Origin of the sequence: Stenotrophomonas oahuensis, assembly GCF_031834595.1 — a bacterium.
In the GTDB taxonomy this organism is placed as follows: domain Bacteria; phylum Pseudomonadota; class Gammaproteobacteria; order Xanthomonadales; family Xanthomonadaceae; genus Stenotrophomonas; species Stenotrophomonas oahuensis.
On the sequence record NZ_CP115541.1, the window covers coordinates 1,267,631 to 1,290,577 of the forward strand.

15 protein-coding genes are annotated in these 22,947 nt (G+C 66.7%); 10 read left to right on the forward strand and 5 right to left on the reverse strand.

Annotated features, from left to right (window positions below):
- Nucleotide 1: 1 nt before the first annotated feature.
- Together PDM29_RS05555 and PDM29_RS05560 are read right to left on the reverse strand one after the other, a co-directional pair.
- Nucleotides 2-1,501: a peptide MFS transporter gene (locus PDM29_RS05555; protein ID WP_311192882.1), complete on the reverse strand. Its 1,500-nt coding sequence runs from the start codon at nt 1,499-1,501 to the stop codon at nt 2-4.
- Nucleotides 1,502-1,622: 121 nt separating this feature from the next.
- The gene (locus tag PDM29_RS05560) at nt 1,623-2,498 is read right to left on the reverse strand and encodes a tryptophan 2,3-dioxygenase (RefSeq protein ID WP_311192883.1); all 876 of its coding nucleotides are present in this window, start codon (nt 2,496-2,498) and stop codon (nt 1,623-1,625) included.
- 303 nt (nt 2,499-2,801) lie between these two features.
- Between PDM29_RS05560 and pdhA the strand changes: the two genes are divergently transcribed.
- From pdhA to PDM29_RS05580, 4 genes are read left to right on the forward strand one after another with little or no spacing between them, the layout of a single operon-like run.
- Entirely contained in the window at nt 2,802-3,884 is a 1,083-nt protein-coding gene (pdhA, locus tag PDM29_RS05565; RefSeq protein ID WP_311192884.1) for a pyruvate dehydrogenase (acetyl-transferring) E1 component subunit alpha, read from the forward strand.
- Entirely contained in the window at nt 3,877-4,947 is a 1,071-nt protein-coding gene (locus PDM29_RS05570; protein WP_311192885.1) for an alpha-ketoacid dehydrogenase subunit beta, read from the forward strand. Before pdhA ends, PDM29_RS05570 begins: the two co-directional genes overlap by 8 nt.
- Nucleotide 4,948: 1 nt before the next feature.
- Entirely contained in the window at nt 4,949-5,302 is a 354-nt protein-coding gene (locus PDM29_RS05575; RefSeq protein WP_311192886.1) for an SH3 domain-containing protein, read from the forward strand.
- Nucleotides 5,299-6,660, forward strand: coding sequence for a dihydrolipoamide acetyltransferase family protein (locus PDM29_RS05580; RefSeq protein ID WP_311192887.1), 1,362 nt, complete (start codon nt 5,299-5,301; stop codon nt 6,658-6,660). The genes PDM29_RS05575 and PDM29_RS05580 overlap by 4 nt, the downstream gene beginning before the upstream one ends.
- 64 nt (nt 6,661-6,724) lie before the next feature.
- Here PDM29_RS05580 and PDM29_RS05585 read toward each other — a convergent pair whose 3' ends face one another.
- Nucleotides 6,725-7,357, reverse strand: a complete 633-nt coding sequence (locus PDM29_RS05585) for an NAD-dependent epimerase/dehydratase family protein (RefSeq protein ID WP_311192888.1) — start codon at nt 7,355-7,357, stop codon at nt 6,725-6,727.
- Nucleotides 7,358-7,459: 102 nt separating this feature from the next.
- Between PDM29_RS05585 and PDM29_RS05590 the strand changes: the two genes are divergently transcribed.
- Nucleotides 7,460-9,013 (forward strand): GGDEF domain-containing protein, encoded by a 1,554-nt coding sequence (locus PDM29_RS05590; RefSeq protein WP_311192889.1) that lies wholly within the window; start codon nt 7,460-7,462, stop codon nt 9,011-9,013.
- A 7-nt stretch (nt 9,014-9,020) separates the two neighbouring features.
- On the opposite strand, the gene PDM29_RS05595 is transcribed toward PDM29_RS05590, so the two are convergent.
- Complete coding sequence (locus tag PDM29_RS05595) at nt 9,021-9,959, reverse strand: DUF808 domain-containing protein (protein ID WP_311192890.1); 939 nt, start codon at nt 9,957-9,959, stop codon at nt 9,021-9,023.
- A 177-nt stretch (nt 9,960-10,136) separates the two neighbouring features.
- On the opposite strand from PDM29_RS05595, the gene PDM29_RS05600 reads away from it, so the two are divergent.
- The 4 genes from PDM29_RS05600 to PDM29_RS05615 all read left to right on the forward strand — a co-directional run bounded on the left by PDM29_RS05600 (nt 10,137) and on the right by PDM29_RS05615 (nt 19,831).
- Nucleotides 10,137-11,777, forward strand: coding sequence for an ABC1 kinase family protein (locus tag PDM29_RS05600; protein WP_425508745.1), 1,641 nt, complete (start codon nt 10,137-10,139; stop codon nt 11,775-11,777).
- A gap of 158 nt (nt 11,778-11,935) precedes the next feature.
- Nucleotides 11,936-14,041, forward strand: a complete 2,106-nt coding sequence (locus PDM29_RS05605) for a phosphoglycerol transferase I (RefSeq protein WP_311192891.1) — start codon at nt 11,936-11,938, stop codon at nt 14,039-14,041.
- A gap of 216 nt (nt 14,042-14,257) precedes the next feature.
- The gene (locus PDM29_RS05610) at nt 14,258-18,700 is read left to right on the forward strand and encodes a hypothetical protein (protein WP_311192892.1); all 4,443 of its coding nucleotides are present in this window, start codon (nt 14,258-14,260) and stop codon (nt 18,698-18,700) included.
- A 45-nt stretch (nt 18,701-18,745) separates the two neighbouring features.
- Nucleotides 18,746-19,831, forward strand: a complete 1,086-nt coding sequence (locus PDM29_RS05615) for a hypothetical protein (protein WP_311192893.1) — start codon at nt 18,746-18,748, stop codon at nt 19,829-19,831.
- A gap of 27 nt (nt 19,832-19,858) precedes the next feature.
- Here PDM29_RS05615 and PDM29_RS05620 read toward each other — a convergent pair whose 3' ends face one another.
- Nucleotides 19,859-22,240, reverse strand: coding sequence for a DUF3772 domain-containing protein (locus PDM29_RS05620; protein ID WP_311193726.1), 2,382 nt, complete (start codon nt 22,238-22,240; stop codon nt 19,859-19,861).
- 206 nt (nt 22,241-22,446) lie between these two features.
- On the opposite strand from PDM29_RS05620, the gene PDM29_RS05625 reads away from it, so the two are divergent.
- Nucleotides 22,447-22,941 (forward strand): lipocalin family protein, encoded by a 495-nt coding sequence (locus tag PDM29_RS05625; protein WP_311192894.1) that lies wholly within the window; start codon nt 22,447-22,449, stop codon nt 22,939-22,941.
- Nucleotides 22,942-22,947 lie beyond the last annotated feature (6 nt).

Below are 22,947 nucleotides of genomic sequence, written 5' to 3' on the forward strand. Positions count from 1 at the left end.
CTCACTTGACGCCGTGCATCAGCTTGTTGATCGCCGGGGCCAGCAGGAACAGCACCACGCCCGAACCGATCAATGCCCAGAAACCAAAGGTGTAGCCCTTCAGCGCCGACTCCACGGTCATGCCGCCCTCGCCGCTGACCGCACCGGCAAAGATGCCGGACAGGTTGTTGCCGATGCCGGTGGACAGGAACCAGCCGCCCATGCCGAAGCCGACCAGGCGCACCGGAGCCAGCTTGGTCACCATCGACAGGCCGATCGGCGAAAGGCACAGCTCACCCACCGACTGGATCACGTAGACCATGAACAGGGTCCAGAACGGGATCTTGCCCTCCACCACCATGGTCGACAGGGCCAGCATCAGCAGCGCGAAGGCCGCACCGTTGAACAGCAGGCCCAGGCCGAACTTGCGCGGAATGGACGGATTGGCACTGCCCAGCTTGACCCAGATCCAGGCAATGATCGGAGCCAGGGTGATGATGGCCACCGAGTTCACCGACTGGAACCATGCGGTCGGGAAGGTCCAGCCACCCAGATTGCGGTTGACGATGTTGTCGGCGAGGAAGGTGAAGGAGCTGCCGGCCTGTTCGAAGAACATCCAGAACATCACGTTGAAGGTGAAGATGATCAGCATGGCGATCACGCGGTCACGCTGCACCTTGCCCTCGCGGATGCCTTCCACCAGCAGCAGCACCGCCAGCGCGACAAACAGCACGCCAAGAATCCAGGCCAGCGCGGTGGCGCCGGTGGACAGCAGGAAGTAAGCGACCGGGATGGCGACCAGCGAACCGACGAACACCATCACCACGCGGCCCATGCCCTCGGCACCGGCCGGCGGTGCACCGATACCCTTCAGGCCGGCGCGACCGACGTAGAACCACACCAGGCTCAGCAGCATGCCGATGCCCGAGGCGATGAACACCATCTTGTAGGACGGCATGGCTTCGGTACCAAAGATCTTCTCGGCCAGGAACTGGGTCAGCACCGGGGCGATCATCGCGCCGACGTTGATGCCCATGTAGAAGATGGTGAAGCCCGAATCGCGGCGCTCATCCTTCAGGCCATACAGCTTGCCGACCATGGTCGAGATGTTCGGCTTGAACAGGCCGTTGCCGATGATGATGGTGGCCAGGCCCAGTTCGAAGACTTCCTTGACCGGCATCGCCACCATGAACAGACCGGCGGCCATGATCACCGCGCCGGTCAGGATGGACCGCTGGTAACCCAGCACGCGGTCGGCCACGTAGCCGCCGAAGATCGCCGCGGCATACACCAGCGCCAGGTAGGCACCGTAGGTGCGGCTGGCCGCGCCCTGCCCGGCGGCGTCGCCGTCGAAGAACTGCGCCACGATGTACAGCACCAGGGCCCAGCGGATTCCGTAGAACGCAAAGCGTTCCCAGAACTCGGTCATGAACAGCATCCACAACGGACGCGGATGGCCGAGGGTGGTCTTGAACTCCGGCAACGCCGGTTCGGGAACGGATTTCGCGGCGTCTACGCTCATGCGGGATTCCTGGGTTCGGTGGAAGACATGCACGTCCGATGTGCGAAACAACCCGGGAGAATTCCAGAACTTGGGCGTTCACGTCAAATAAACACTTCCGTGTGTTTGCCTGAATAGGCCTTCACCCCGGCGGCAGCGGATCGTCGTTGCGGATCGTGGTGCGCACCTGGAACAGCTCCGGGAAGAAGGTCAGTTCCAGCGCCTGGCGCAGGAACCCGACCCCGCTGGAGCCGCCGGTGCCGCGCTTGAAGCCAATCACCCGCATCACCGTGCGCATATGGCGGAAGCGCCAGAGCTGGAAGGCGGTTTCCAGGTCCACCAAGTCCTCGCACAGCGAGTACTCACGCCAGTAGCGGTCGGTGTTCTCGTAGATGCGCTCGAACACCGGGTGCAGGGCGTCGTCGGCCACATGCGAGGTCTGCCAGTCGCGGTGCTGGTACACCTCGGGGATGGCATGGCCGAAGCGGGCCAGGTAGCGCAGGAACTCCTCGTACAGGCTGGGCGCGTCCAGCACCTGCTGCAGCTGGGCCTGCCCGGCCGGGTCGTGCGAGAACACCTGCAGCATCTGCGCGTTCTTGTTGCCCAGCAGGAACTCGATGTAGCGGTACTGCAGCGACTGGAAGCCCGAAGAAGGCCCCAGCACGTCGCGGAAGCCCATGTACTCCGAAGGGGTGAGGGTTTCCAGCACCGACCACTGCTCGGTCAGCTGGCGCAGCACCTGTTTGCTGCGCGCCAGCACCTTGCGGCACTGCCAGACCTCGTCGCGCTGCAGGAAGCCGATCGCCGCGCGCAGCTCATGGGCCAGCAGCTTCAGCCACAGCTCGGAGGTCTGGTGCTGGATGATGAACAGCATCTCGTCGTGGTGCGGCGGGTTGGACAGCGGCTGCTGGGCGCTCAGCAACTGGTCCAGGCGCAGATAGCCCCCGTAGGTCAGGCGGCCCTCCAGGTCAGTGTGGATGCCGGCTTCCAGATCGCGTTGGTTCTTGTCGACAGACATGGCGGTGACCGCATGAGGGGGTGCAAGCGTAGCGCAGCGGCCGCCCTACGGTGGCGTGTGGTCGGCCCGTTCAGCGCGGCAGCGGCTGCGACCCATTGCCGCGGACGCCCCGATGAAAGAGCGCTCATGCGCCGTTGCGGCAACTGAATACGTTGATGTTATTGGCCTTTCCGCTCTGACAACGGTATACCCGAAGGCGGCCAGGCGGTTTCCTTGTTGCGCCGCAGGACGGCTTTTTCGTACGCCTTCCTTAACATGGCAATTCATATCATTTGTAACTTCCTGTCGAAGGTGCAGTACGCAATGACGGTTGCCGCTGAGTTCAAGATCGAATACCTGCAGTACCTGGACACGGACGGTAACCTCGTCCGCGATGACCTGCCCGAGGCCTTGCGCGACCCGAAGGCGCTGCTGCCGATGTTCAAGCAGATGCTGTTCGTGCGCGTGTTCGACGGCAAGTCGATCGCGCTGCAGCGCACCGGCAAGCTGGGCACCTACGCGGCCTGCCTGGGCCATGAGGCCGCGCACGTGGGCATTGGTGCTGCGATGCAGAAAGACGACGTGTTCGCACCGTCCTACCGCGAGTACGGCGCGATGTTCATGCGCGGCGTGCGTCCGCGTGACGTGCTGATGTACTGGGGCGGCGACGAGCGCGGCAACGACTACGGCGGCAATGCGGCCAAGGACTTCCCGTTCTGCGTGCCGATCTCCACCCAGTGCCTGCATGCGGCCGGCGCGGCGCTGAAGTTCAAGCTCAACAACGAAAAGCAGATCGCCGTGGCGGTGTGTGGTGACGGCGGCAGCTCCAAGACCGACTTCTACGCCGCGCTCAACTCGGCCGGTGCCTACAAGCTCCCGCTGATTCTGTGCATCGTCAACAACGGCTGGGCCATCTCGGTTCCGCGCTCGGCCCAGACCGGTGCCGAAACCCTGGCCCAGAAGGGCCTGGCCGGCGGCCTGCATTGCCTGCAGGTGGACGGCAACGACCTGATCGCGGTGATGGCCGCCATGCTGCAGGCGCGCGAGCGCGCCCTCGCCGGCGACGGTGGCACCGTACTGGAACTGATGACCTACCGCCTGTCCGACCACACCACCGCCGACGACGCCCGCCGCTACCGCGACGACGCGGAAGTGAAGGACGCCTGGCTGCTGGAGCCGATGCTGCGCCTGCGCAAGTATCTAACCAACGCCGGTGTGTGGAGCGAGGAAGAAGAAGCGGCCTGGACCGCCGAGTGCGGCAAGCGCGTGGACGAAGAAGTGAACCTGTACCTCAACACGCCGGTGCAGCCGGTCGAGGCGATGTTCGATTATCTGTACGCCGACCCGCCGCAGGACCTGCTGGCCCAGCGCGCGCAGGCCATTGCCCTGGAGCAGCGTCATGGATGAGCTCAAGCACGTTTCCGGCACCACCGCGCAGACCCACGCCGCCGACAGCGCCGCCCTTGCGCGCGGAGAACAGACCATGACCAGCACGCCCATCACCCTTATTGAAGCCATCACCCAGGCCCTGGCCTGGGAGCTGGAACACGACAAGTCGGTGCTGGTGCTGGGCGAGGACGTGGGCGTGAACGGCGGCGTTTTCCGCGCCACCGCCGGCCTGCAGCAGCGCTTCGGCGCGGACCGCGTGCTGGACACCCCGCTGGATGAAACCACCATCGCCGGCCTGACCATCGGTCTGGCCGCGCAGGGCATGAAGCCGGTCGCCGAAGCCCAGTTCGACGGCTTCATGTACCCGATGGTCGACCACATCGTCTGCCATGCCGCGCGCCTGCGTTACCGCACCCGTGGCCGCCTGAACTGCCCGATGGTGCTGCGCGTGCCGTGGGGCGGTGGCATCCGCGCGCCGGAACACCACAGCGAGGCCAACGAGGCCATCTTCACCAACGTGCCGGGCCTGCGCGTGGTGCTGCCGTCCTCGCCGCAGCGCGCCTACGGCCTGCTGTTGGCTGCGATCCGCGAACCGGATCCGGTCATCTACATGGAACCCAAGCGCATCTACCGCCAGTACAAGGAAGTGGTGGTCAACGACGGCGAAGCGCTGCCGCTGGATGTCTGCTTCGTGCTGCGCGATGGCACCGACGTGACCCTGGTGACCTGGGGCGCGCAGGTGAAGGAAGCGCTGGAAGCCGCCGACAAGCTGGCCGGCGAAGGCATCAGTGCCGAAGTCATCGACGTGGCCACGCTGCGCCCCCTGGACTTCGCCACCATCGCCGAATCTGTGGCCAAGACCGGCCGCTGCGTGATCGTGCAGGAAGCCCCGAAGACTGCCGGCTTCGGCGCGGAAATCGCTGCGCGCCTGGCCGAGGAATCGCTGTACGACCTGCTGGCTCCGGTCGAGCGCGTCACCGGCTACGACACTCACATTCCGCTGTTCCGCCTGGAAATGAAGTACCTGCCCAGCGTGGACCGCATTGTGAGCGCGGCCAAGCGCGCGGTGGCGGCAGGCTGACATGCGGGCCCGTCTTCTAGGCCCGTACCGCAGCCAGTACCCCAACCCGCTCCGGTTCCGCACCGGCCAGATCGTCGAACTGGGTGTTCGTGACGAGGAATGGCCGGCGTTTGCCTGGGTGCGCACCGATGACGGGCGCGCCGGCTGGGCTCCGGTGGCATGGTTGCAGGTGCTGGATGATGGTCGCGCGGAAGCCCTGCGCGACTACGACGCCCGCGAACTGGACGTTGAAAGCGGTGAACTGGTCAAACTGCATCATGAACACGGCGGCTGGTGGTGGTCCGAACGCGCGAATGGCGCGACGGGCTGGCTGCCGGCCCGCGATCTCGAACTGCTTGAAGAGAACTGCACATGAGTGAGAACAAGAACTTCAACCTGCCCGACCTGGGCGAGGGCCTGCCCGACGCCACCATCGTCGAGTGGTTCGTCAAGGAAGGCGACGTGATCCGGCTCGACGAGCCGCTGGTGTCGATGGAAACCGCCAAGGCCGTGGTCGAAGTGCCCTCGCCGTTCTCGGGCAAGGTGCTGAAGCTGTCCGGCGGCCCCGGCGACATCATTCCCACCGGCAGCGTGCTGGCCCAGTTCGAACTGGACCCGAACCTGCCGCAGCGCGCCGACGGTCAGGACACCGGTCACAGCCACGGCCATGCCGCGCCGGCACCGGCCGCTGCACCGGCTCCGGCTCCGGCCGTTGCCGAAGCGCCCAAGCCGGCCGCCGCCGAGCGCGACGACGCCGGCACCGTGGTGGGTGCTATGCAGAGCTCCAACGCCGTCCACACCGAACAGGCGGTGGCGGTGGGAGGGGTCAAGGCCGTGCCCGCCGTGCGCGCCACCGCGCGCAAGCTGGGCGTGGATCTGAGCCTGGTTCGCGCCACCGGCGCGGACGGCGCGGTAACCATGGCCGACGTCAAACAAGCGGCTGCCGCAGGCAGCGCGAAGATCGGCAGCGCGCCGGCTCCTGCGGCGGCACCGGTTGCCGCGGCTGCACCAGCCCCGGCGCGTCAGGCCGAAGCCCGCACACCGTTGTCCGCCGCCGGCAAGCCGATGCGTACCCAGCCCCCGGGCGTGGTCGCCAAGGGGCAGCCAGAACCGCTCAAGGGCGTGCGCCGCAACATGGCGCGGGTCATGGCCGACGCCCACAGCAAGGTGGTGCCGACCACGCTCAATGACGACGCTGACATCCATGCCTGGCTGCCCGGCAACGATGTCACCGCCCGTCTGGTACGCGCCATCGTGGTCGCCAGCCAGAAGGTACCAGCAATGAACGCCTGGTTCGACGGCGACGCACTGACCCGAACCCTGCATGCCCAGGTCGATATCGGCATTGCCGTGGACACCGACGACGGTCTGTTCGTGCCGGCGCTGCGCAATGCCGACATGCTCGATGCACGCGGCATCCGCGAAGGCGTGAACCGTCTGCGCGAGCAGGTCGAATCGCGCTCGATCGCACCGTCCGAGCTGAGCGGCTACACCATCTCGCTGTCCAACTTCGGCATGTTCGCCGGCCGCTATGCCACTCCGGTGGTCGTGCCGCCGTGCGTGGCCATCGTCGGTGCCGGCCGTGCCCGTCACCAGATGACCCCGGTCATGGGCGGCGTGGAAGCGCACAAGGTCATTCCGTTGTCGGTGACCTTCGACCACCGTGCCGCCACCGGCGGTGAGGCGGCGCGGTTCCTGCGCGCGATGATGGACGACCTGGCCCTGGCCAGCTGAGGCATCGGTGGCCGGACGACCAACGGTCGTCCGCTACCGGCGGCACCGCGCCCCCCTGCGTGGGTCACACCAACCGGTCCGCCTCGATCACCTGCACGCCCGGGGCGGGCTGTAATGCCGCCTCCACCATGGCCGCCGCGATCTTCTCCGCGGGATTGATCCGCCACGACCGCGGCAGCACCGGGGCCAATGCCCCCAGCACCACGCTGGCAGCACGTTCGCCCGCACGGTGCTCCTTGCGGTCGCCGCCAATCAACCCCGGCCGCACCAGCGTCAGCGACGGATATCCCAGCTTCCGCAGGTCCTGCTCCAGCGCGCCCTTGACCCGGTTGTAGAAGAACCGCGACTGCGGATCCGCCCCCTTGGCCGAGTTCAGCACGAAGGCCGCCGCGCCGTGCGCACGGGCCAGACGGGCCACCTGCAGCGGGTACTGGTGATCCACCTGGGCAAAGGCTTCACGACTGCCGGCCTGCTTCAAGGTCGTCCCCAGCGCGCAGATCACCGCATCCACGGCCCACCAGTCGGCCGCTTCCGGCAGCTGGGCGAAGTCCACCACCGGATTGATCAGATGGGTGTCGGCCAGCGCCAGCGACCGACGCGTGGGAGCGACCACGGTCTGGCAGCGGGGATCGTCCAGCAGCAGCTGCAGCACCTGGGTGCCGACCAGGCCGGTGGCACCGACCAGCATCACCTTCATGGGGCGGTCCGTTGTTGTGTAGAGGATGTCTTCAAGCCAGCCGGTCCAGCGCCGATACTGTTCCCACCTACCCTACTCCATCTTCGCCCCAGGACCCGCCGCATGACGGACCATCCCGACGCCCCCTCCAGCCCCGGCACGGCCGTGGGACGGTTGCTGGCGCGCCGCGCCGGGATAACGCCGGTACGGGTCGAGGCCACAGCATCCAGCGCCGTGACCAGCAGCGGCAGCGGCAGTGCCGTCCTGCAGCGCCTGTTTGCCGGGGCGGAGCAGCCCGAGCCGCTGCTGGCCGCTTTTGCCAATGGCATGGCCACCCTGCCGGGTGAACTCGGCGACATGGGCCTGCGCCTGCAGTCGGCGCTGCGCAGCGCCGACTGGGTCAGCTACGGCCGCGCCATGCGCCAGCTGATCGACAAGTACATCCGCACCATTGAGCAGGACAGCGCCGACGGCCCGCCCGACAGCCTGCGTCTGCGCGAACTGCTGCGTCATACCCTGGGTGTCACCGTGGCCAGCCTGCTGCAGAACATGCCCGAGCTGAAGGACGAACCGGTGCAGCTGGCTGCTGAACTGAGGCAGTGGCACCCCGGCATTCCGCTGCAGCCGCTGGAAGTGCGCCTGCGCGAGCTGACCCACCAGATCGGCGTACGCAGCGACGGCTGGCAGGAGCAGCAGGAACTGCTGCTGAGCCTGTTCGACCTGCTGCTGGAGAACATCAGCGAACTGCTCGACGACAGCAGCTGGCTGCAGGGCCAGCTGCACGCCGTGCGCGCCCTGATCGGCGGTCCGCTGGACCGCGACTCGGTGGAACAGGCGCGCAACAATCTGCGCGAGGTCATCTACAAGCAGAGCCTGCTCAAACAGGGCATCGTGGAAAGCAAGGCCGCCATGCGCGGGCTGATGGGCGAGTTCATCGAACAGCTCGATGGCATGGCCGCGCACACCAGCGACTACCACGACCGGATCAGCAGCTACGCGATGGCGTTGAAGGAAGCGCGCAGCATCGCCGACCTCAACCAGCTGCTGCAGGACGTGCTGCGCGACACCGGCAAGGTGCAGGAACAGGCGCTACAGGCGCGCGACCACCTGGGCAATGCACGCCGCGAAGTGGAACAGGCCGAGGCCCGCATTGCCGAGCTCGAGCTTGAACTCAGCGACATGTCCGGACAGATCCGCACCGACCCGCTCACCGGCGCACTCAACCGCCGTGGCTTTGATGAATTGCTGGAAAAGGAGATCGCGCGTGCTGCCCGGCATGCGCATCCACTGGCGATCGCGCTGCTGGACCTGGATGACTTCCACCAGACCAACAGCGAACACGGCCACCCGGGCGGTGACGCGGTGCTGCGCCACCTGGTCACGGTGTGTCAGCTGCTGCTGCGCAATTCGGATGTGGTCAGCCGCATCGGCGGCGATGAATTCGTCATCGTGATGCCGGAAACACCGGCCGCCGACAGCATGTCGACCCTGCTGCGGTTGCAGCGCTCGTTGGCGCAGCGGCCGCTGCATCTGGATGAGCAGCGGGTACCCGTGCATTTCAGTGCCGGGGTAACGCAGTGGCAGGCGGGGGATAGTGCGGAAATCGTGCTGAAGCGCGCGGACGCGGCCCTGTACGCGGCCAAGCGCGTGGGCAAGAACCGCGTACAGGCAGGTTGACCGCGAATCAATGCGCGGCGGCTTTGCCGCGCGCTTTCTGGATGCCGGTGACCGCCAGCAGCACCACTGCGCCCGCAATGACGCCCACGATCAGATTGCCCAGCGCTTCCACCAGCCAGCCCACGCTGGTCTGACCGGCCAGGCCCAGCACGAAGTGATGCAGCGCCGGTACGTTGTGCACCAGGATGCCGCCACCGACCAGGAACATCGCCAGCGTGCCGGCCACCGACAGGAACTTCATCAGCCACGGGGCCGATGCCACCAGCCCGCGGCCGAAGGCGGCCACCGCGCCGCCCTTTCGCGACAGGTACAGGCCGGCGTCATCCAGCTTCACGATGCCCGCCACCAGGCCATAGACGAACACGGTCATGCCCAGCGCGATCACCACCAGTGCGGTCACCTGGTTGATGAACGGCTGCCCGGACACCACGCCCAGCGACAGCACGATGATCTCGGCCGACAGGATGAAGTCGGTGCGGATCGCACCTTTCACCTTGTCCTTCTCCCAGGCCACCATGTCGACCTTCTCATCGGCCAGCGCCTTGGCACGCTCGGCCTTGTGCTGCGCGTCTTCTTCCTTGGAATGCAGGAAGCGGTGCGCCAGCTTTTCCACGCCCTCGTAGCAGAGGAAGGCACCACCGATCATCATCAGCGGCACAACGATCGGGATCGGGAAGCCCTTGGTTTTCAGCCAGGCTTCCAGCGCGCTGATCGCCAGTGCCGCCGGCACCAGGATCGCCTTGTTGACCAGCGAGCCCTTCGCCACCGCCCACACCACCGGCAGTTCGCGATTGGCGCTGACCCCGGTGACCTGCTGGGCATTCAATGCCAGATCGTCGCCGAGCACGCCGGCGGTCTTCTTGGCCGCGACCTTGGTCAGGATCGAGACGTCGTCGAGCAGCGTCGCAATATCGTCGAGCAGGGCAAACAGGCTGGCACCGGCCATGGCAATCCAAGGTTCATTCAGGTGCGCCGATTCTGACCGATCCGGGCACGTTCGTGGAAGATGCCCGGATTCACTGCTCCACCACCTGCTGGCGGCGACACTGCGGGCTCCCCCGTCGCGGAGCCCTGCTTGAGCACCCTGCCCACCCCACCCGAATCGCCGTCGCTGGTCAAAGGCATGAACCGTCGCAGCCAGATCCTGCGCCTGCTGCTGCGCTACCGGCATTCCGGGGTGTTCTCGGGCATGAACCTGGATGCCCGTGCGGTCCACGAGGTGCCGCCGGAAGGCAACCCCGAACAATTCGTCACCGACCTGGAGTCACTGGGCCCCACCTTCGTCAAACTCGGCCAGATGCTCTCCACCCGCCCGGACATGGTGCCGGTGGAGTTCGCCACCGCGCTCGAACGGATGCAGGAGAAAGTCGCACCGATTCCGGTCGAACGCATCTACGCCATCATCGAACAGGAGCTGGGCGCGTCGGTGTCCAAGCTGTTTGCCCGCTTCGACCCCGCCCCGCTGGGCTGCGCGTCCATCGCCCAGGTGCATCGCGCGCAGCTGCACGACGGGCGCGAAGTCGCGGTCAAAGTACAGAAGCCGGAAGTGGCCGCACAGCTGCGCTCGGACCTGGAAGTACTGCGCAGCTTCGCGCTGGCTGCCGATCACCTGACCCAGGTCGGTCGCCGCGTGCGCCTGCGTGACTGGCTCAATGAATTTGCCAAGACGCTGATGCAGGAACTGGACTACCAGGCCGAAGCAGAAAACCTGCAGCGCTTCGGCCAGCACCTGCGCCCATTCAAGCGGCTGTGGGTGCCGCAGCCGATCTGGGACTACTGCAGCCACCGCGTGCTGACCATGGAGCTGGCCCAGGGCGTGCGCGTGGACATGATTCCGGATGTGCGCCGTACCGAGGAGCCGATGGCCCCCCTCGCCGCCGCGCTGATCCGCGGCTATCTGGACCAGATCTTCGTGCACGGTGAGATCCACGCCGACCCGCACCCCGGCAATCTCCGCGTCACGCCGCAGGGGCGACTGGCGATCTTTGACCTCGGCATGGTCGCGCACATGCCGCCGCGCCTGCGCGAGCGCCTGCTGAAGGTGTTGTTCGCTGCCGTGGATGGGCGTGGCGAGGAAGTGGCCGATGAGATCATCGGCATGAGCACGCGGCTGGAAGCGTTCGATGAAGAGCGCTACCTGCGCGAGACCGGCCAGCTGATCGCACGCTATGCAGCCAACAACAGCTTCTCCGAAGGCCGCGTGGTGCTCGACCTGGTCCGCATTGCCACCGCCAGTGGCCTGCGCACGCCGCCCGAACTCAGCCTGCTCGGCAAGGCGCTGCTCAATCTGGAAACCGTGTGCCGGCTGTTGGCACCGGATCTGGACACGCGCCGCATCGTCGAGAAACAGTTGCAGCACGTGATGCGTGCGCGCCTGCGCAAGTCCTTGTCAGCTGCCAATCTCGCCAGCGAGGCCATGGAAGTGCAGCAGCTGCTGCGCGACGGCCCACGCAAGATGTCGGACATTCTGGCGCTGCTGGCCGAGAACCGCCTGCAGATGAAGGTGACCGGGCTGGAAGAATCGCGCCTGATGGAGAACCTGCAGAAGATCGCCAACCGGGTCTCCGCAGGCATCGTGACAGCCGCATTGATTCTGGCGGCCGCACTGATGATGAAGGTCAACACCGGCTGGCATCTGTTCGGCTACCCGGCCATCGCGATGATGCTGATGATGATCGGCGTGGTGCTCGGGCTTGGCATCATTCTCAGCGCGTTGATCTTTGATCGGCGTGCGCGTTCAAAGGAAGAACGCGGCCATCGGTGAACGCGGATTCATGCGTTCACGCCGGTTTTACACCTGCGCGAGCGAAGCGTAGTAAGCGCTGAATAGGTCGCTTCAACAAACATTTCAGTCAGGTTCGCGCAGGCATGATCCGGTCATCAGCCTGTCATGCAGGCGTGCTTGGAAGCGAAACACCGCCTATGACCTGGATCCTGTTGCTGTCGCTGCTGCTGCTCACCGTACTGTTGCTGGCCTCGCGTCGCTGGGTGTGGTGGAAGGTGTCACTGATGTCGGTGCTGCTGCTGGCATTGAGTGCGTGGTGGCTGATCAACAAGCTGTCCGGTGATGGCCTGAATGCGGCCACCCTGTATCACCTGGGTGCCGACATGGAAGGCGCAGGCGTTGCTGACTTCAAGGGTTATATCGCCGGCTTCATCGCACTGGCCCTGGCCTCGCTGCTGCTGCCCCTGCTGCTGGTGCGCCGCCGCAAGTGGAAGGAATCGCGCCATGGCGGTGCCGTGTTCGCCGGCTTTGCGGCAATGTGGCTGGTCGCCATCGCAGTCAGCCCGCTGTATCGCGATGGCCATCGTCTGTACCAGCAGACCCGTCCGGTCGATTACACCGTCATCGCGCCGGAGTACCATGTGCCGCAGCAGCCGTTGCGCAAGCCGCGCAACATCGTCTGGATCTACGGCGAAAGCCTGGAGCGCACCTATCTGGACGAAGCCACGTTCCCGGGGCTGATGCCCAATCTCAACCGTCTGGCCGCGCAGTCGCTGGACGTGCGTGGTCTGGCCCAGGCCGAGGGCGGTGGCTGGACCATCGCCGGGCTGGTGTCGTCGATGTGCGGCGTGCCGCTGACCACGGCGCAGGGCGATGAAAACAGCATGGACCGCATGGGCAGCTTCCTGCCGGAAGCGGTGTGCCTGGGTGACTATCTGAAGCAGCAGGGCTACACCAACCATTATCTGGGCGGTGCCAACGGGCTGTTTGCCGGCAAGGGCCAGTTCCTGGCCACGCATGGGTTCGATGAAGTGCATGACCTGGCCTGGTTCAAGCAGCAGAAGATCGCCCGCTCGCACTTCTCGACCTGGGGCGTGCACGACGACGTGCTGCTGGACAAGGCCTATGACCGCTTCATGCAGCTGTCCAAGGCCGGTCAGCCGTTCATGCTGACCACGCTGACCATGGACACGCATCATCCGGCAGGCCACCTGCCGGTGGCCTGCAAGCGCACCCGCTACCAGAGTGACTACGGCAACATTGGCCTGCTCAATGCGCTCAAGTGCACCGACGGACTGATCTCAAAGCTGGTCGACCGCATCCAGGCCAGTCCGTATGGCGAGGACACCCTGATCGTCATCGCGTCGGATCACCTGGCCATGCCGAATGATCTCAGCCATGTGCTGGCCAAGCAGAAACGCGAGAACCTGCTGCTGTTCCTGGGCAAGGACATCGAACCGCGCCAGCTGGCCACCACCGCTGGGTCCACGCTGGACTCCGGTGCCACGCTGCTGAGCCTGGTCGACCCGGACATCAAGGCCATCGGCTTCGGTCGTTCGCTGCTCGACCCGCAGCGTGCCGACAGCGCCAGCGTTGCCGCACTGCGTGAGGGCGGCAAGGACTTCCCGCGTTACCTCGCGTTCTCACGTTCGCTGTGGCTGGGTGACACCACCCGCCAGCTGCGCATCGATGACGAAAACCAGGTGGTGGTCGGCCTGCAGCACGTGCAGCCGCCGGTACTGCTGGAGTATGACAAGCAGTGGGACCTGAAATCGGTGTATCTGGAGAACACCTCCAAACAGTTCGAGCAAGCCGATCCCGCCAATACGCTGGCTTACGTGGACCGCTGCACTGCCTTCGAGGACGGCTCGGCTGATGGCGACTGGTGCGCCATGCTGGTCCACCGCGACAAGGGCATCAAGCTGTACCGCGATGATCAGCTGCGCCAGGGCTTTGCGGTGGATGCCCCGCTGGATGCCTTCAACGGGCCGGTGCCCAGCATCCGCCAGGCGCACATGATCACCGAGAAGGGCCGTCGCACCCGGGCCGGCCAGTACATCCTGCAGCTGGTCGCCAAGCAGGCCCCGAACCGCGGGTTCTGGATCGAAGCGGTGTCGTCCAAGCGCAAGGTGGTGGTAGCCCAGCAGTGGGTGGAGCCGGACGCGGAGGGTCGTATCACGGTGCCGTTCGGCCTGGACCATGAGGTGGACGATCTGGAGATCCGCGCGTGGCTGAATCATGCCGAGAAGCTCGCCGTGGATACCTTCGCGCTGGTGCCCTCGCGTCGCGGCGGGCGCGGATGACGTTTCCGCCGCTGGACGCGGCAATGCAGACAACGACACTGATCAGGCGATTCCTGCAGGAGTGTCGTCCTGATTTCGTCTTGCCTGACCGAGGGCTGCGGCGTACGTCCGCCCCCAGCCGCGGAAACCACCGCCGCGACTTCCGCCAAGCCTCGTACACTCCGCAACGCGCCTGCGCCGCGCGACGCTGACACCCCGCCAGGAGAACTGCATCCGGTGCTGGATCGCGTCCTGCGCCGGTGTCCACTCACGCCGGCGGAGGTGGCCTGCATCGAGCACGCGTTGCCTCCACTGATGGAGGGGTCTTCGCCCGCCACCCTGACGCCGCTGTTCCTCGCAGCGCTCCAACATCGTCCTGCCGCACAGCGCGCGCAGGTTCAAGCCGTGCTGCAGGATCTGCCACGGGACGACCTTGCCTGGTCAATGGAGTGCCGACGCGTGCTGGAGGCGCTGCTGGACGGGCTGCACCGTCTTCAGGGCCAGCGTGCGCTCGGTGCAGCGCTGTATGCCGTCAGCAACCGGCTGCTGGGCGTGCAGGGCACGCAGGCCGTGCAATGGGCACGGCAGATGCAGGCACTGGTGAGTCTGCTGGATCAGCCCGCGTGGGGACCATGGCTGCGTTGGCTGAGTGAGCTGCCGCTGCCTTCGCTGCGGGAAGGTGTCTGGCTTGAGCCGCTGATCGCGGCCCTGCCGGCCGGCCTGCACGCCCCCCTGGGTGGCGTTGAGCAGGCTCACGACGCACTGGGCAGGACATTGGCGCTGTCCACCTCATCGCTGCGGCTGGCCCTGCTGGGTACCGTGTGGGTGTTGTGGCGGTGTCGGCCAGATCCCGCCGCTGCCCCGGCGACGAGTATCGGACGCCGCATCGCCCAGCTGCCGGCCCGAGTGGACGATCTGGACACCGCAGGGCGGGCCGCGCGAAGGCTGTTTGCTGCTCCCTCGGGGGCAGCCTCGCCGCTCCTGCCCGTTGCCACGGCGGCGGCGGCGTCGATCTGGAGTTCGTCGCAGCAGGGCGGCCGCAGCGCCGGCGTGCTGGCCGGGGCAGGCTGCGCCCTGGCCAGCCTGCCTTCGGCACGGGCCGAGCCGCAGGCTGCAGGTGATGGAGACGACGCGGTGGCCGTGATCGACGCGCTCTGGTCGGTGTGGGACGTCTCGCGCGGCAATGCCAGCATCGATCTGGCGGAGACCAAATGCATCGCCCCGGCGACTGCGCGGAACCACGACGGTCGGCAGGCCGTCCGCGCCGCGCTGGTGTCGCTGTACCACCAGGACGACTTTCTGGGCCGTCTTTACCTTGAACGGGTACCGCCGGGGAGCCTTCGGCTGCGCAACGGCACCCTGACCGGTGCGCGCGTGCAATCACGCACACCGGTCCAGCTTCACCCCCCGCCGGACCCTGCCACACCCCCCGCCTGGTCAGCCGCCACCCGGACGCTGCTCGGGCAACTGCAACAGGCGGTGGACAATGTCGGCGGCTGCCATGACACCGCTGGCCGGCGCCTGGATTGCGCGTTGCAGGTCCAACTTGGTACGCCCCTGCCGACGTCTCACGTGACCACTCATGCCGTGTCCGGGCTCATCGGGCGCGTCGAACAGCACCTGCGTGCGGATGCCGCGCTCACAGCAAAGCATGAGCATGCCACCCTGGCCTGGCTGCTCGGCGAGGTGCAGGCCGCCAAAGCACTGCCGGTACGAGGACTGGAACCCGCCTGGAACAGCCTGCGCCCGGACCCGCGCTCGCACCTGGGCAGCAGTCTCGCTCTGGCGCGGCGGGTGCTGCGCATGCTCTCGGACCACCCCGCGTTGATCGCGCGGTGTGCGGAACGTCAAGCCGACCCGCTGCGTCTGGTGGTGCCGCTGGAGGGCGACGTAAGCGCCGACGCGCTCATATCGGGCCACGCAGTTCACGTGTTCGCGCTCGATGCGCCCCCCCCCGGGTTGGCGGTCCTGGTCGGGATGCTGCGCGGCCTCACCGCCATGCTGCGGGCTCCGGTGCGTGCCAGCGGCCATCTGCGGGTGCCGGAAATGCTGGCGTACTACGGCATTCCCTTTCCGGACGTTCCGCAGGACGACGTACCCTTCGACCGCTGTCTGGCTGCGTTGACGAGGCGGAAGAATGAGGTCTTCGCGGCCAGCCCGCCTGACCCTGCGGCCCCCGCACCGCCTCTTGTGCCCCGCCCGATGCAGCAGGTCGTGGCGGACCAGCTGTGGCACCAGTTCGATCGGCTGCCAGCCAATGCCAGCGTGGTCCTTTCGGAGACCGGGTTGAGTGGTCGTCCAACGGCACCGGTGCAGGTCGCGTGGCAGGATGCCCGCGAACAGCTGCTGGCGTTGTTCGAAGGCGAACCGCTGTGGCGGGTGATGCGGGCTGCGAACGTGTCGTTCCATAGCCTCCGGGTCAGCCCGGACGGCGTGATCGCAGGCGATCGCATCGATGGCCGCATGCTGCATCTGAACGTCACCTCGGTTCACGCGGCGGGCCCGGCGCTGGCGGCACTGCAGCACCTTGCCACGCGTCTGGGGTGCGTGACACCCGCCGCACAGGCACCGCTCTCCAGCGTGCTGCTGTGGCACGGCGTCACGCCGGTCCCCGCCCGCACAGCCTGTCAGGCGGTCCGCGTGACCACACCTGCGGAGCGGCTGCGGTTGCTGCACGCGCTCTACGTGCGATGGTCGCCGCCACCGGGTGGCAGCTCCGATCACCAGCGCGACACAGCAGACCTGGGTGATCTGCAACAATCACTTTCCACTCTGCAGCTGGATGCGAACGGCCACTACCGGCCTTCACTGGGCACGGCGGCGGCCGCGGTCACTTATGGTGCGCTCGGGCCGTTCGCACTGCTGCTGGAGCATCCCGACGTGCAGGTCGCGCTGGACGCGATCGGGTCGTTCCCGCACCTGCTGTCGGTGGACGCCGCCGGACTGCTGGTGGCCCATCTGCACAACGGCGAGACCCATGCGCTGGCGCTGCAGCAGAACCAGACCGCCGCCGGTGCGCTCGCCCCCCTCGTGACGCTGCTGGCCGGCCAGGCCACGCAGCTGGGCGGCCGCGTTCGTTCGGATGGTCGCGTCAACCTCGCCGCACTGCTGTCCGCACACGGTGGTTGCGGCGCGCAGGACGGCGGCGATTCCGACGCAATGCAGCGCTGCACCGAGCGTATCCACGGCGAACTTCGACTGGGCATGCGTCCGCATCTGGTACACGCGCGCGACCTGCTTGACGACGCGGACATGCACACGCTGAGGGCGACCATCGCCACGTTCCTGGCCGGCCACGCGCCGGAAGACACGACCCTGCTCCACTACCTCGGCATGCCACTGGTGAGCGCTGGCCGGTTCAGGTGGACCGAGCTGCATCGCGCGCGTGCTTTCCTGGCCGACATCGCGGAGTCGCCGCAGGCGCGTCCGCTCCAGAAGGCACTGCTGACGGCGTTGGGCTGGCATGGAAGCACTGACCCCGCAACGACCTCACCGACGTTACGTGCCAGCCTGACGAGCGCTGCCCTCGTGGCCGACCTGGGGCCGCCGTCGAACCGTGAGGCGCGCATCGTGCTGGGCTATCGTCTGCACAAGCAGGCCAACGTCGGTCGCACGTTCGCCGCCATCCGGACTGACCTGGAAGCTTACCTGTGCAGTCTTGGTCGCCTGCCTTTCGACCTGTGTCCGATGGCAGCCGCGCTGGTGCTGCACGAAGAAGCTCCCGAGCTGCTGGCTCCGGATGTCCCACCGACGCTCATGTTTGGCAGCGCCATCAGCGCCGTGAACTATGTCAGCGGCGTCCATCTGGCTGAGCGCATCCGGCGCGGCCTCTCGCAGCAGATGACTTTCAACGAGCTGGTCTCGCTGTCAGCCGAGCTGTGCGGGCACCCCGATGTGCCCATCAACGTCCGCACCATGGCGTTGGACGCGCGCGGCCTAGCGACGCTGGACTGGCAGTACTTCCGTGCGCAGGATACATCCCTCGCGGGCAATGTGACCCACGCGGCACGCATCCGCGCGGCGATGGAGGCCTTCGACGCACGCGTGGCCCGGGTCGAGTCGGCGATCACCGGTCTGCTTGCGCCCCTTCCCTATCGCATGCCGCGCGTCGAGGCCGAGATCCGGCGCGTTTTTCCCGCGTTTCCCGGCGTGTTCGCCGGGCTGGCGTGGAACGACACGCAACTGCGCCTGTGCAACGACCAGGAATGGCTGCGCTACAGCTTTCCGTTCTTCGAGCTGGTCGCCGCAGGTGTCCTGCGCAACGCACCGCGTGCGTGGTATCTCTGCCCGGTACCGGAACCCGTCGTCGCCCGTGCGCAGGAGCAACAGCGGATCGAGGCGCTTCGACAGGCCGACTTCGCGACGATGCAGGCGCGGTTTCCGCGCCTCGGCGACATCAACGCCGCATTCCAGGCGGCATTCGACGACTACTTCGCGAAGGCGTGCGAGGGCTACGGCGACCTGATTGAAGAGGCGCTCTACGCGCGCCCTGCCGCGGAACGCGCTGCGATCGCCGGTGGCGAGGTCGAGCTGTTCACCGTGCGCACCTTCGAGCCGGACCTTGAAGCCGGCCAGGAAACCGCTGCAGACACTGATCCCTACCGCGGCCGGTTCGGGTTGATCTACTGCGTGGGGCGCAACCACAGCGGGGGATGCTTCCAGCTGTTCCCGCTGCTGTGACGGATCGAACCTCTGCGGCTTGATGGCGCACTCCACCTCGGCGGTGTGCTGGAGAAGCGGAAGGTGCGCCTGAGGCACGGCGGCCATACGACCATCCAGGTAAGACGCGGCCGCTTCGAAAACCTGGACTGGGACGCATTCGCCAACTACCGCGTACCGGCTGCAGGGAAACGTTCGAAAGTGATCATCGAGCGGCTGTCCTCCAACAGATCCCGGGCGGGCACGGTGATTGATCCGGAACGCTCGCCATTTCATGCGCTGGTGGAACCCATCCAGCAGGACTTCTTCTGGCTCGACCCGGAGGCTTTCTTCCACGAGGGCCGTGGCCCTTCGTCGTTCGAGGCGCATCTCAAGGCGCCGCCATTGTGGCTGAGAACGGTCGACTTCATCGTCCCCTTCGTCGAGAACCTGCGACGACTCGGCTCCACCGACCGCAACGAACTGGCGATGGCGGTCTTCGGCCTCTATCTGGAAGGCGTGCTGACCCTGGGTCCGGTCGTGGGCGGTGTGGCCAAGGTGGTCATACGACCGGGCATGAAAGCGCTGCCACGTTTCGCAGCGCTGTCCAGCGTACTGGGCCGCAACACCCTCGACGCGCTGAATCCGCTCGCCGGCAGCCTGGCGATTGCCCGCATGGGCATCGGGGTGGCCCAGCGCGGCATCCAGGGCGGACTGCGGTTCGCGTGGGGCCGCGCGCGCCACGGGTCACTGCATGGCGCGGAGTGGCACTGGGCGATGCGCGAGGGCATGGCCGTCCTGCAGGATGGAGCGGCTCCGGTGGGCAGCTCGATGCAGGTGGGCATGCGCACCGTGCAGGGGGTTCATGACGTGCTGGTCGCCTCGCATGTGACCGGCGACGGGAGAACGGCGGCGCACCTGTTCGACCCCGCCACGCTGACGCCCTACGGGCCGTTGCTGCAGGAACGGCTGGATTCCGGTGCAGCCGGCGTGTTGTTCAAGGTGAGCGAGGGTTTGCGCCCTCCGCGCCCTTCACCGCAGAAGGTGTTGAAGCCGATCAAGCAGGGGACCAAGGCGTCGCAGGAGGAATCAGGCGAGCGTCCTGGGGTTCTGGCACCGCCTGATCTGGACAGGCAGCTGCGCAATCATGGAATGCAGGTTGTGGACGGGTAGAACAAAGGCAGCCGGGCAAGCCCGGCGCTACGGTTCTGCGGGATCGCGGACAAGATGGATGTCGGTGGGCGAAGACAGCGCGACGCCAGCCTCTGCCAACCGCTGCAGCAGGGTGAAATACAGGTCGCTGCGGACCCCATACACCGCACGCGGGCCGGAGGTGTAGGCGAAGCTGTTGATCGAGATCTGGCCGTTGTTGATCGAGTCGATGAACACCGACGGGGCCGGCTCATCCAGCACCGCCACGTGTTCGGCGTAGGTGTCCAGCAGGATCTGCCGCAGCGCCACAACGTCGGTGTTCAAGGGCACGGTGAACTGGATCTGGATGCGGCCCTGTGCACTGCCCAGGGTCATGTTGCGGATGGTCTTGGTGATCAGCTCGGAGTTGGGCACGATCAGGGTGGAGCGGTCGCCCACCTGGATCTCGGTCGAACGCACGTTGATGCGGCGGATATCGCCTTCCTGGTCGCCCAGCTTGACCCAGTCGCCGATCTTCACCGGACGCTCGGCCAGCAGGATCAGGCCGGAGACGAAGTTCTGGGTGATCGCCTGCAGGCCGAAGCCGATACCCACTGACAGCGCACTGACCACCAGCGCCAGCTTCTCGAAGCCGATGCCCAGTGCGGTGAGCCCCCACAGCACTGCGGCGATGATGCCCAGGTAGCGGGTGACGGTGCTGATCGAATTGCGCGCACCGGCATCCAGTTCGGTCTTGGGCAGGTAGGTATCGGACAGCCAGCGCTGGAACGCCTGCATCACCGCCCACACCAGCACGAACGCCAGCACTGCATTGACCACGTCGCGCGGACGCAGGGTGGTGTTGCCAATGGTGATGCCCTTGGACAGCGTGTCCAGCCCACCCAGCAGCGCATTGGTGTTGCCAAACGCCGCGGTCAGCATCAGCACCGCCAGCAGCACCACGCCAATGCGCAGCAGCGCCGACAGCAGCACCCCGCCCTGTTCCAGCCGTGCCGCGCTGAGCCCGGTGGTCAGCACCACGGTCTGGCCGATGCGCCCACCTGGCGACAACAGCCAGATCGCCAGGTCGTTGACGAACTTCAGCAGTACTGACGTGGCCATCAGCACCATTGCGCCCCAGATCAGCTGTTGGCCGACGAACATGGCGAAGTTGAGATACCCGAGCAGGCTGGCGATGACCGCTGCGGTCACCACCAGATTGCCGGCCACGCGGGCTAGTACGATCCAGCCGCTGCGGCGGGTACTGGTCTTGGGCTTGGTGGGCTGGTCGCCCTGCGCCTCGAGCTTGGCCTGCGCTTCCTCCGCCTGTCGGCGGTGCATGCGCGCGAGCGAGACCAGTATGGCCACGATCAAGGCCATGTAGGTCAGCGCCATCAGCCCGTCCACGGCCACCGTGGTGACCTGTCCGGTGCGCGCGGCCTTGTTCAGTGCCACCAGCATGATGCTCACCCAGGTCAGCGCCGCCGCGCACCAGGCGTATTTGCGCAGCCGCCAGGCCAGATCGTCGTCCAGGGTCATCAACCGCCATGACGGGCGCTTGGGCATCAGCACGGCCGCGCTGACGGCCGCCATGAACGCGGCGACGAAGGTCGCCACCTGGAAATTGAACGCGGTGGTCTCAAGGCGCGGTGGAATCGCGCCTATGGCCTCCAGTGAGCCGATCAGCACCACTGCAGCGAAGCCCGGCAGCAGCGTGCCGACCGTCATCAGCCACACCGCCAGCCCGGAGCGGCGCAGGCGCCCGTCCGGGGCACGCTCGGAGGCCGCCAGCTTCCGCCCGAGCGCGCGCAGCCACAGCCGCAGCGGGAAAAACATCAGCAAGGCCAGCACCGCACCGGTCAGCGGCGTGCTCCAGCCGTGCTTGGCCACGGCATCGCGCAACGCGCTTTCGCCCTGTCGATACAGAATGACCAGCCGCTGCAGATCGGTGGGCACGTCGGTGGCGAACTGCCGCCACAGTGACGGCGACAACGGCGAACTGACCTTGCGCACCAGCTCTTCGCTCAGCTGGCTGGCACGCATCTTCTCGATGTCGGCGCTGAGTTGCTTGGCATCCACCGACAGCAGCTTGGCGCGGGCGATGGCTCCGGCGACGTCGGCGCGCTCCTTGTTCAAGCCCTTGCGCTGCTGCGCCAGCTCGCGCGCCTCCACCTCGCCGTCGGCAACCGCGCCCAGCTGCGATATACGGAAGTCCAGCTGTTCCAGCCGCGGCTGCAGCGCGGCCTGCGCAGCATCGGCCTCACGCTGCACCTCCAGCGCACGGTCGGACAGGGTCTTGAGGGTATCGCGGGTTTCGGCGTCGTCCAGCGCGGTACGGATCGCCTTCAGGTCCTTGTCGGCCTGCGCCAGCTGGGTGACCGGGTCGGCGGCCGCGTCGTCGCTGGCCTGCGCCCAGGCACCGGTGGCCATGCCCAGCCACGCGCACATCATCAACGCGGCCAGCGAACGGATCAGATTGAAACGGAGACGGGAAGACAAACCGGGGGCACCTGCAGGTTGCGCGGATCACCACGCGTGCGCGGACTATAAACCGCTTCAGGTTCAGACCGGGTGTGTGCGCGCCACGTGGGTCCGGCTTCACTCCGCCATGGCATTGGCCCCGGCATGGTGGCGTCCACCTTGCCACAGCGCCTGCGATGACCACCTACGCCGACCTGAAGACCGTCCCCGACCTGAACCTGCCCCGCTATCTGGGCACCTGGTATGAAATTGCCCGGCTGCCGATGAAGCATGAGCCGGAGGACTGTACCGACGTGTCCGCGCACTACAGCCTGAAGGAAAACGGCAACGTCGCCGTGCTCAATCGCTGCCGGCTCGGGGACGACATTGAAGAAGCCGAGGGCGAGGCCTGCCCGGTGGACAACGACAGCGCGCGCCTGCAGGTGAGCTTCCTGCCGGCCGGGCTGCGTTGGCTGCCGTTCGGCAAGGGCGACTACTGGGTGATCCAGGTCGCCCCGGATTACAGCGTGGCCCTGGTCGGCAGCCCCGACCGCCGCTTCCTGTGGCTGCTGGCGCGCGAACCGCACCTGGATGCCACCACCCGTGAACACTACCTGGCGCAGGCCCGGCAGCAGGACTTTGACCTGGGCCCGCTGATCCTCACCCCACACACCGGCCATCCGACGGCCTGAGCCGCG

Coding starts and splice junctions, on each gene's coding strand:
- PDM29_RS05595 (WP_311192890.1), bottom strand. CDS start 9,959: ATGGCCGGTGCCAGCCTGTTTGCCCTGCTCGACGATATTGCGACGCTG.
- PDM29_RS05600 (WP_425508745.1), top strand. CDS start 10,137: ATGAACCGTCGCAGCCAGATCCTGCGCCTGCTGCTGCGCTACCGGCAT.
- PDM29_RS05585 (WP_311192888.1), bottom strand. CDS start 7,357: ATGAAGGTGATGCTGGTCGGTGCCACCGGCCTGGTCGGCACCCAGGTG.
- PDM29_RS05575 (WP_311192886.1), top strand. CDS start 4,949: ATGCGGGCCCGTCTTCTAGGCCCGTACCGCAGCCAGTACCCCAACCCG.
- PDM29_RS05625 (WP_311192894.1), top strand. CDS start 22,447: ATGACCACCTACGCCGACCTGAAGACCGTCCCCGACCTGAACCTGCCC.
- PDM29_RS05605 (WP_311192891.1), top strand. CDS start 11,936: ATGACCTGGATCCTGTTGCTGTCGCTGCTGCTGCTCACCGTACTGTTG.
- PDM29_RS05560 (WP_311192883.1), bottom strand. CDS start 2,498: ATGTCTGTCGACAAGAACCAACGCGATCTGGAAGCCGGCATCCACACT.
- pdhA (WP_311192884.1), top strand. CDS start 2,802: ATGACGGTTGCCGCTGAGTTCAAGATCGAATACCTGCAGTACCTGGAC.
- PDM29_RS05590 (WP_311192889.1), top strand. CDS start 7,460: ATGACGGACCATCCCGACGCCCCCTCCAGCCCCGGCACGGCCGTGGGA.
- PDM29_RS05580 (WP_311192887.1), top strand. CDS start 5,299: ATGAGTGAGAACAAGAACTTCAACCTGCCCGACCTGGGCGAGGGCCTG.
- PDM29_RS05570 (WP_311192885.1), top strand. CDS start 3,877: ATGGATGAGCTCAAGCACGTTTCCGGCACCACCGCGCAGACCCACGCC.
- PDM29_RS05555 (WP_311192882.1), bottom strand. CDS start 1,501: ATGAGCGTAGACGCCGCGAAATCCGTTCCCGAACCGGCGTTGCCGGAG.
- PDM29_RS05620 (WP_311193726.1), bottom strand. CDS start 22,240: ATGATGTGCGCGTGGCTGGGCATGGCCACCGGTGCCTGGGCGCAGGCC.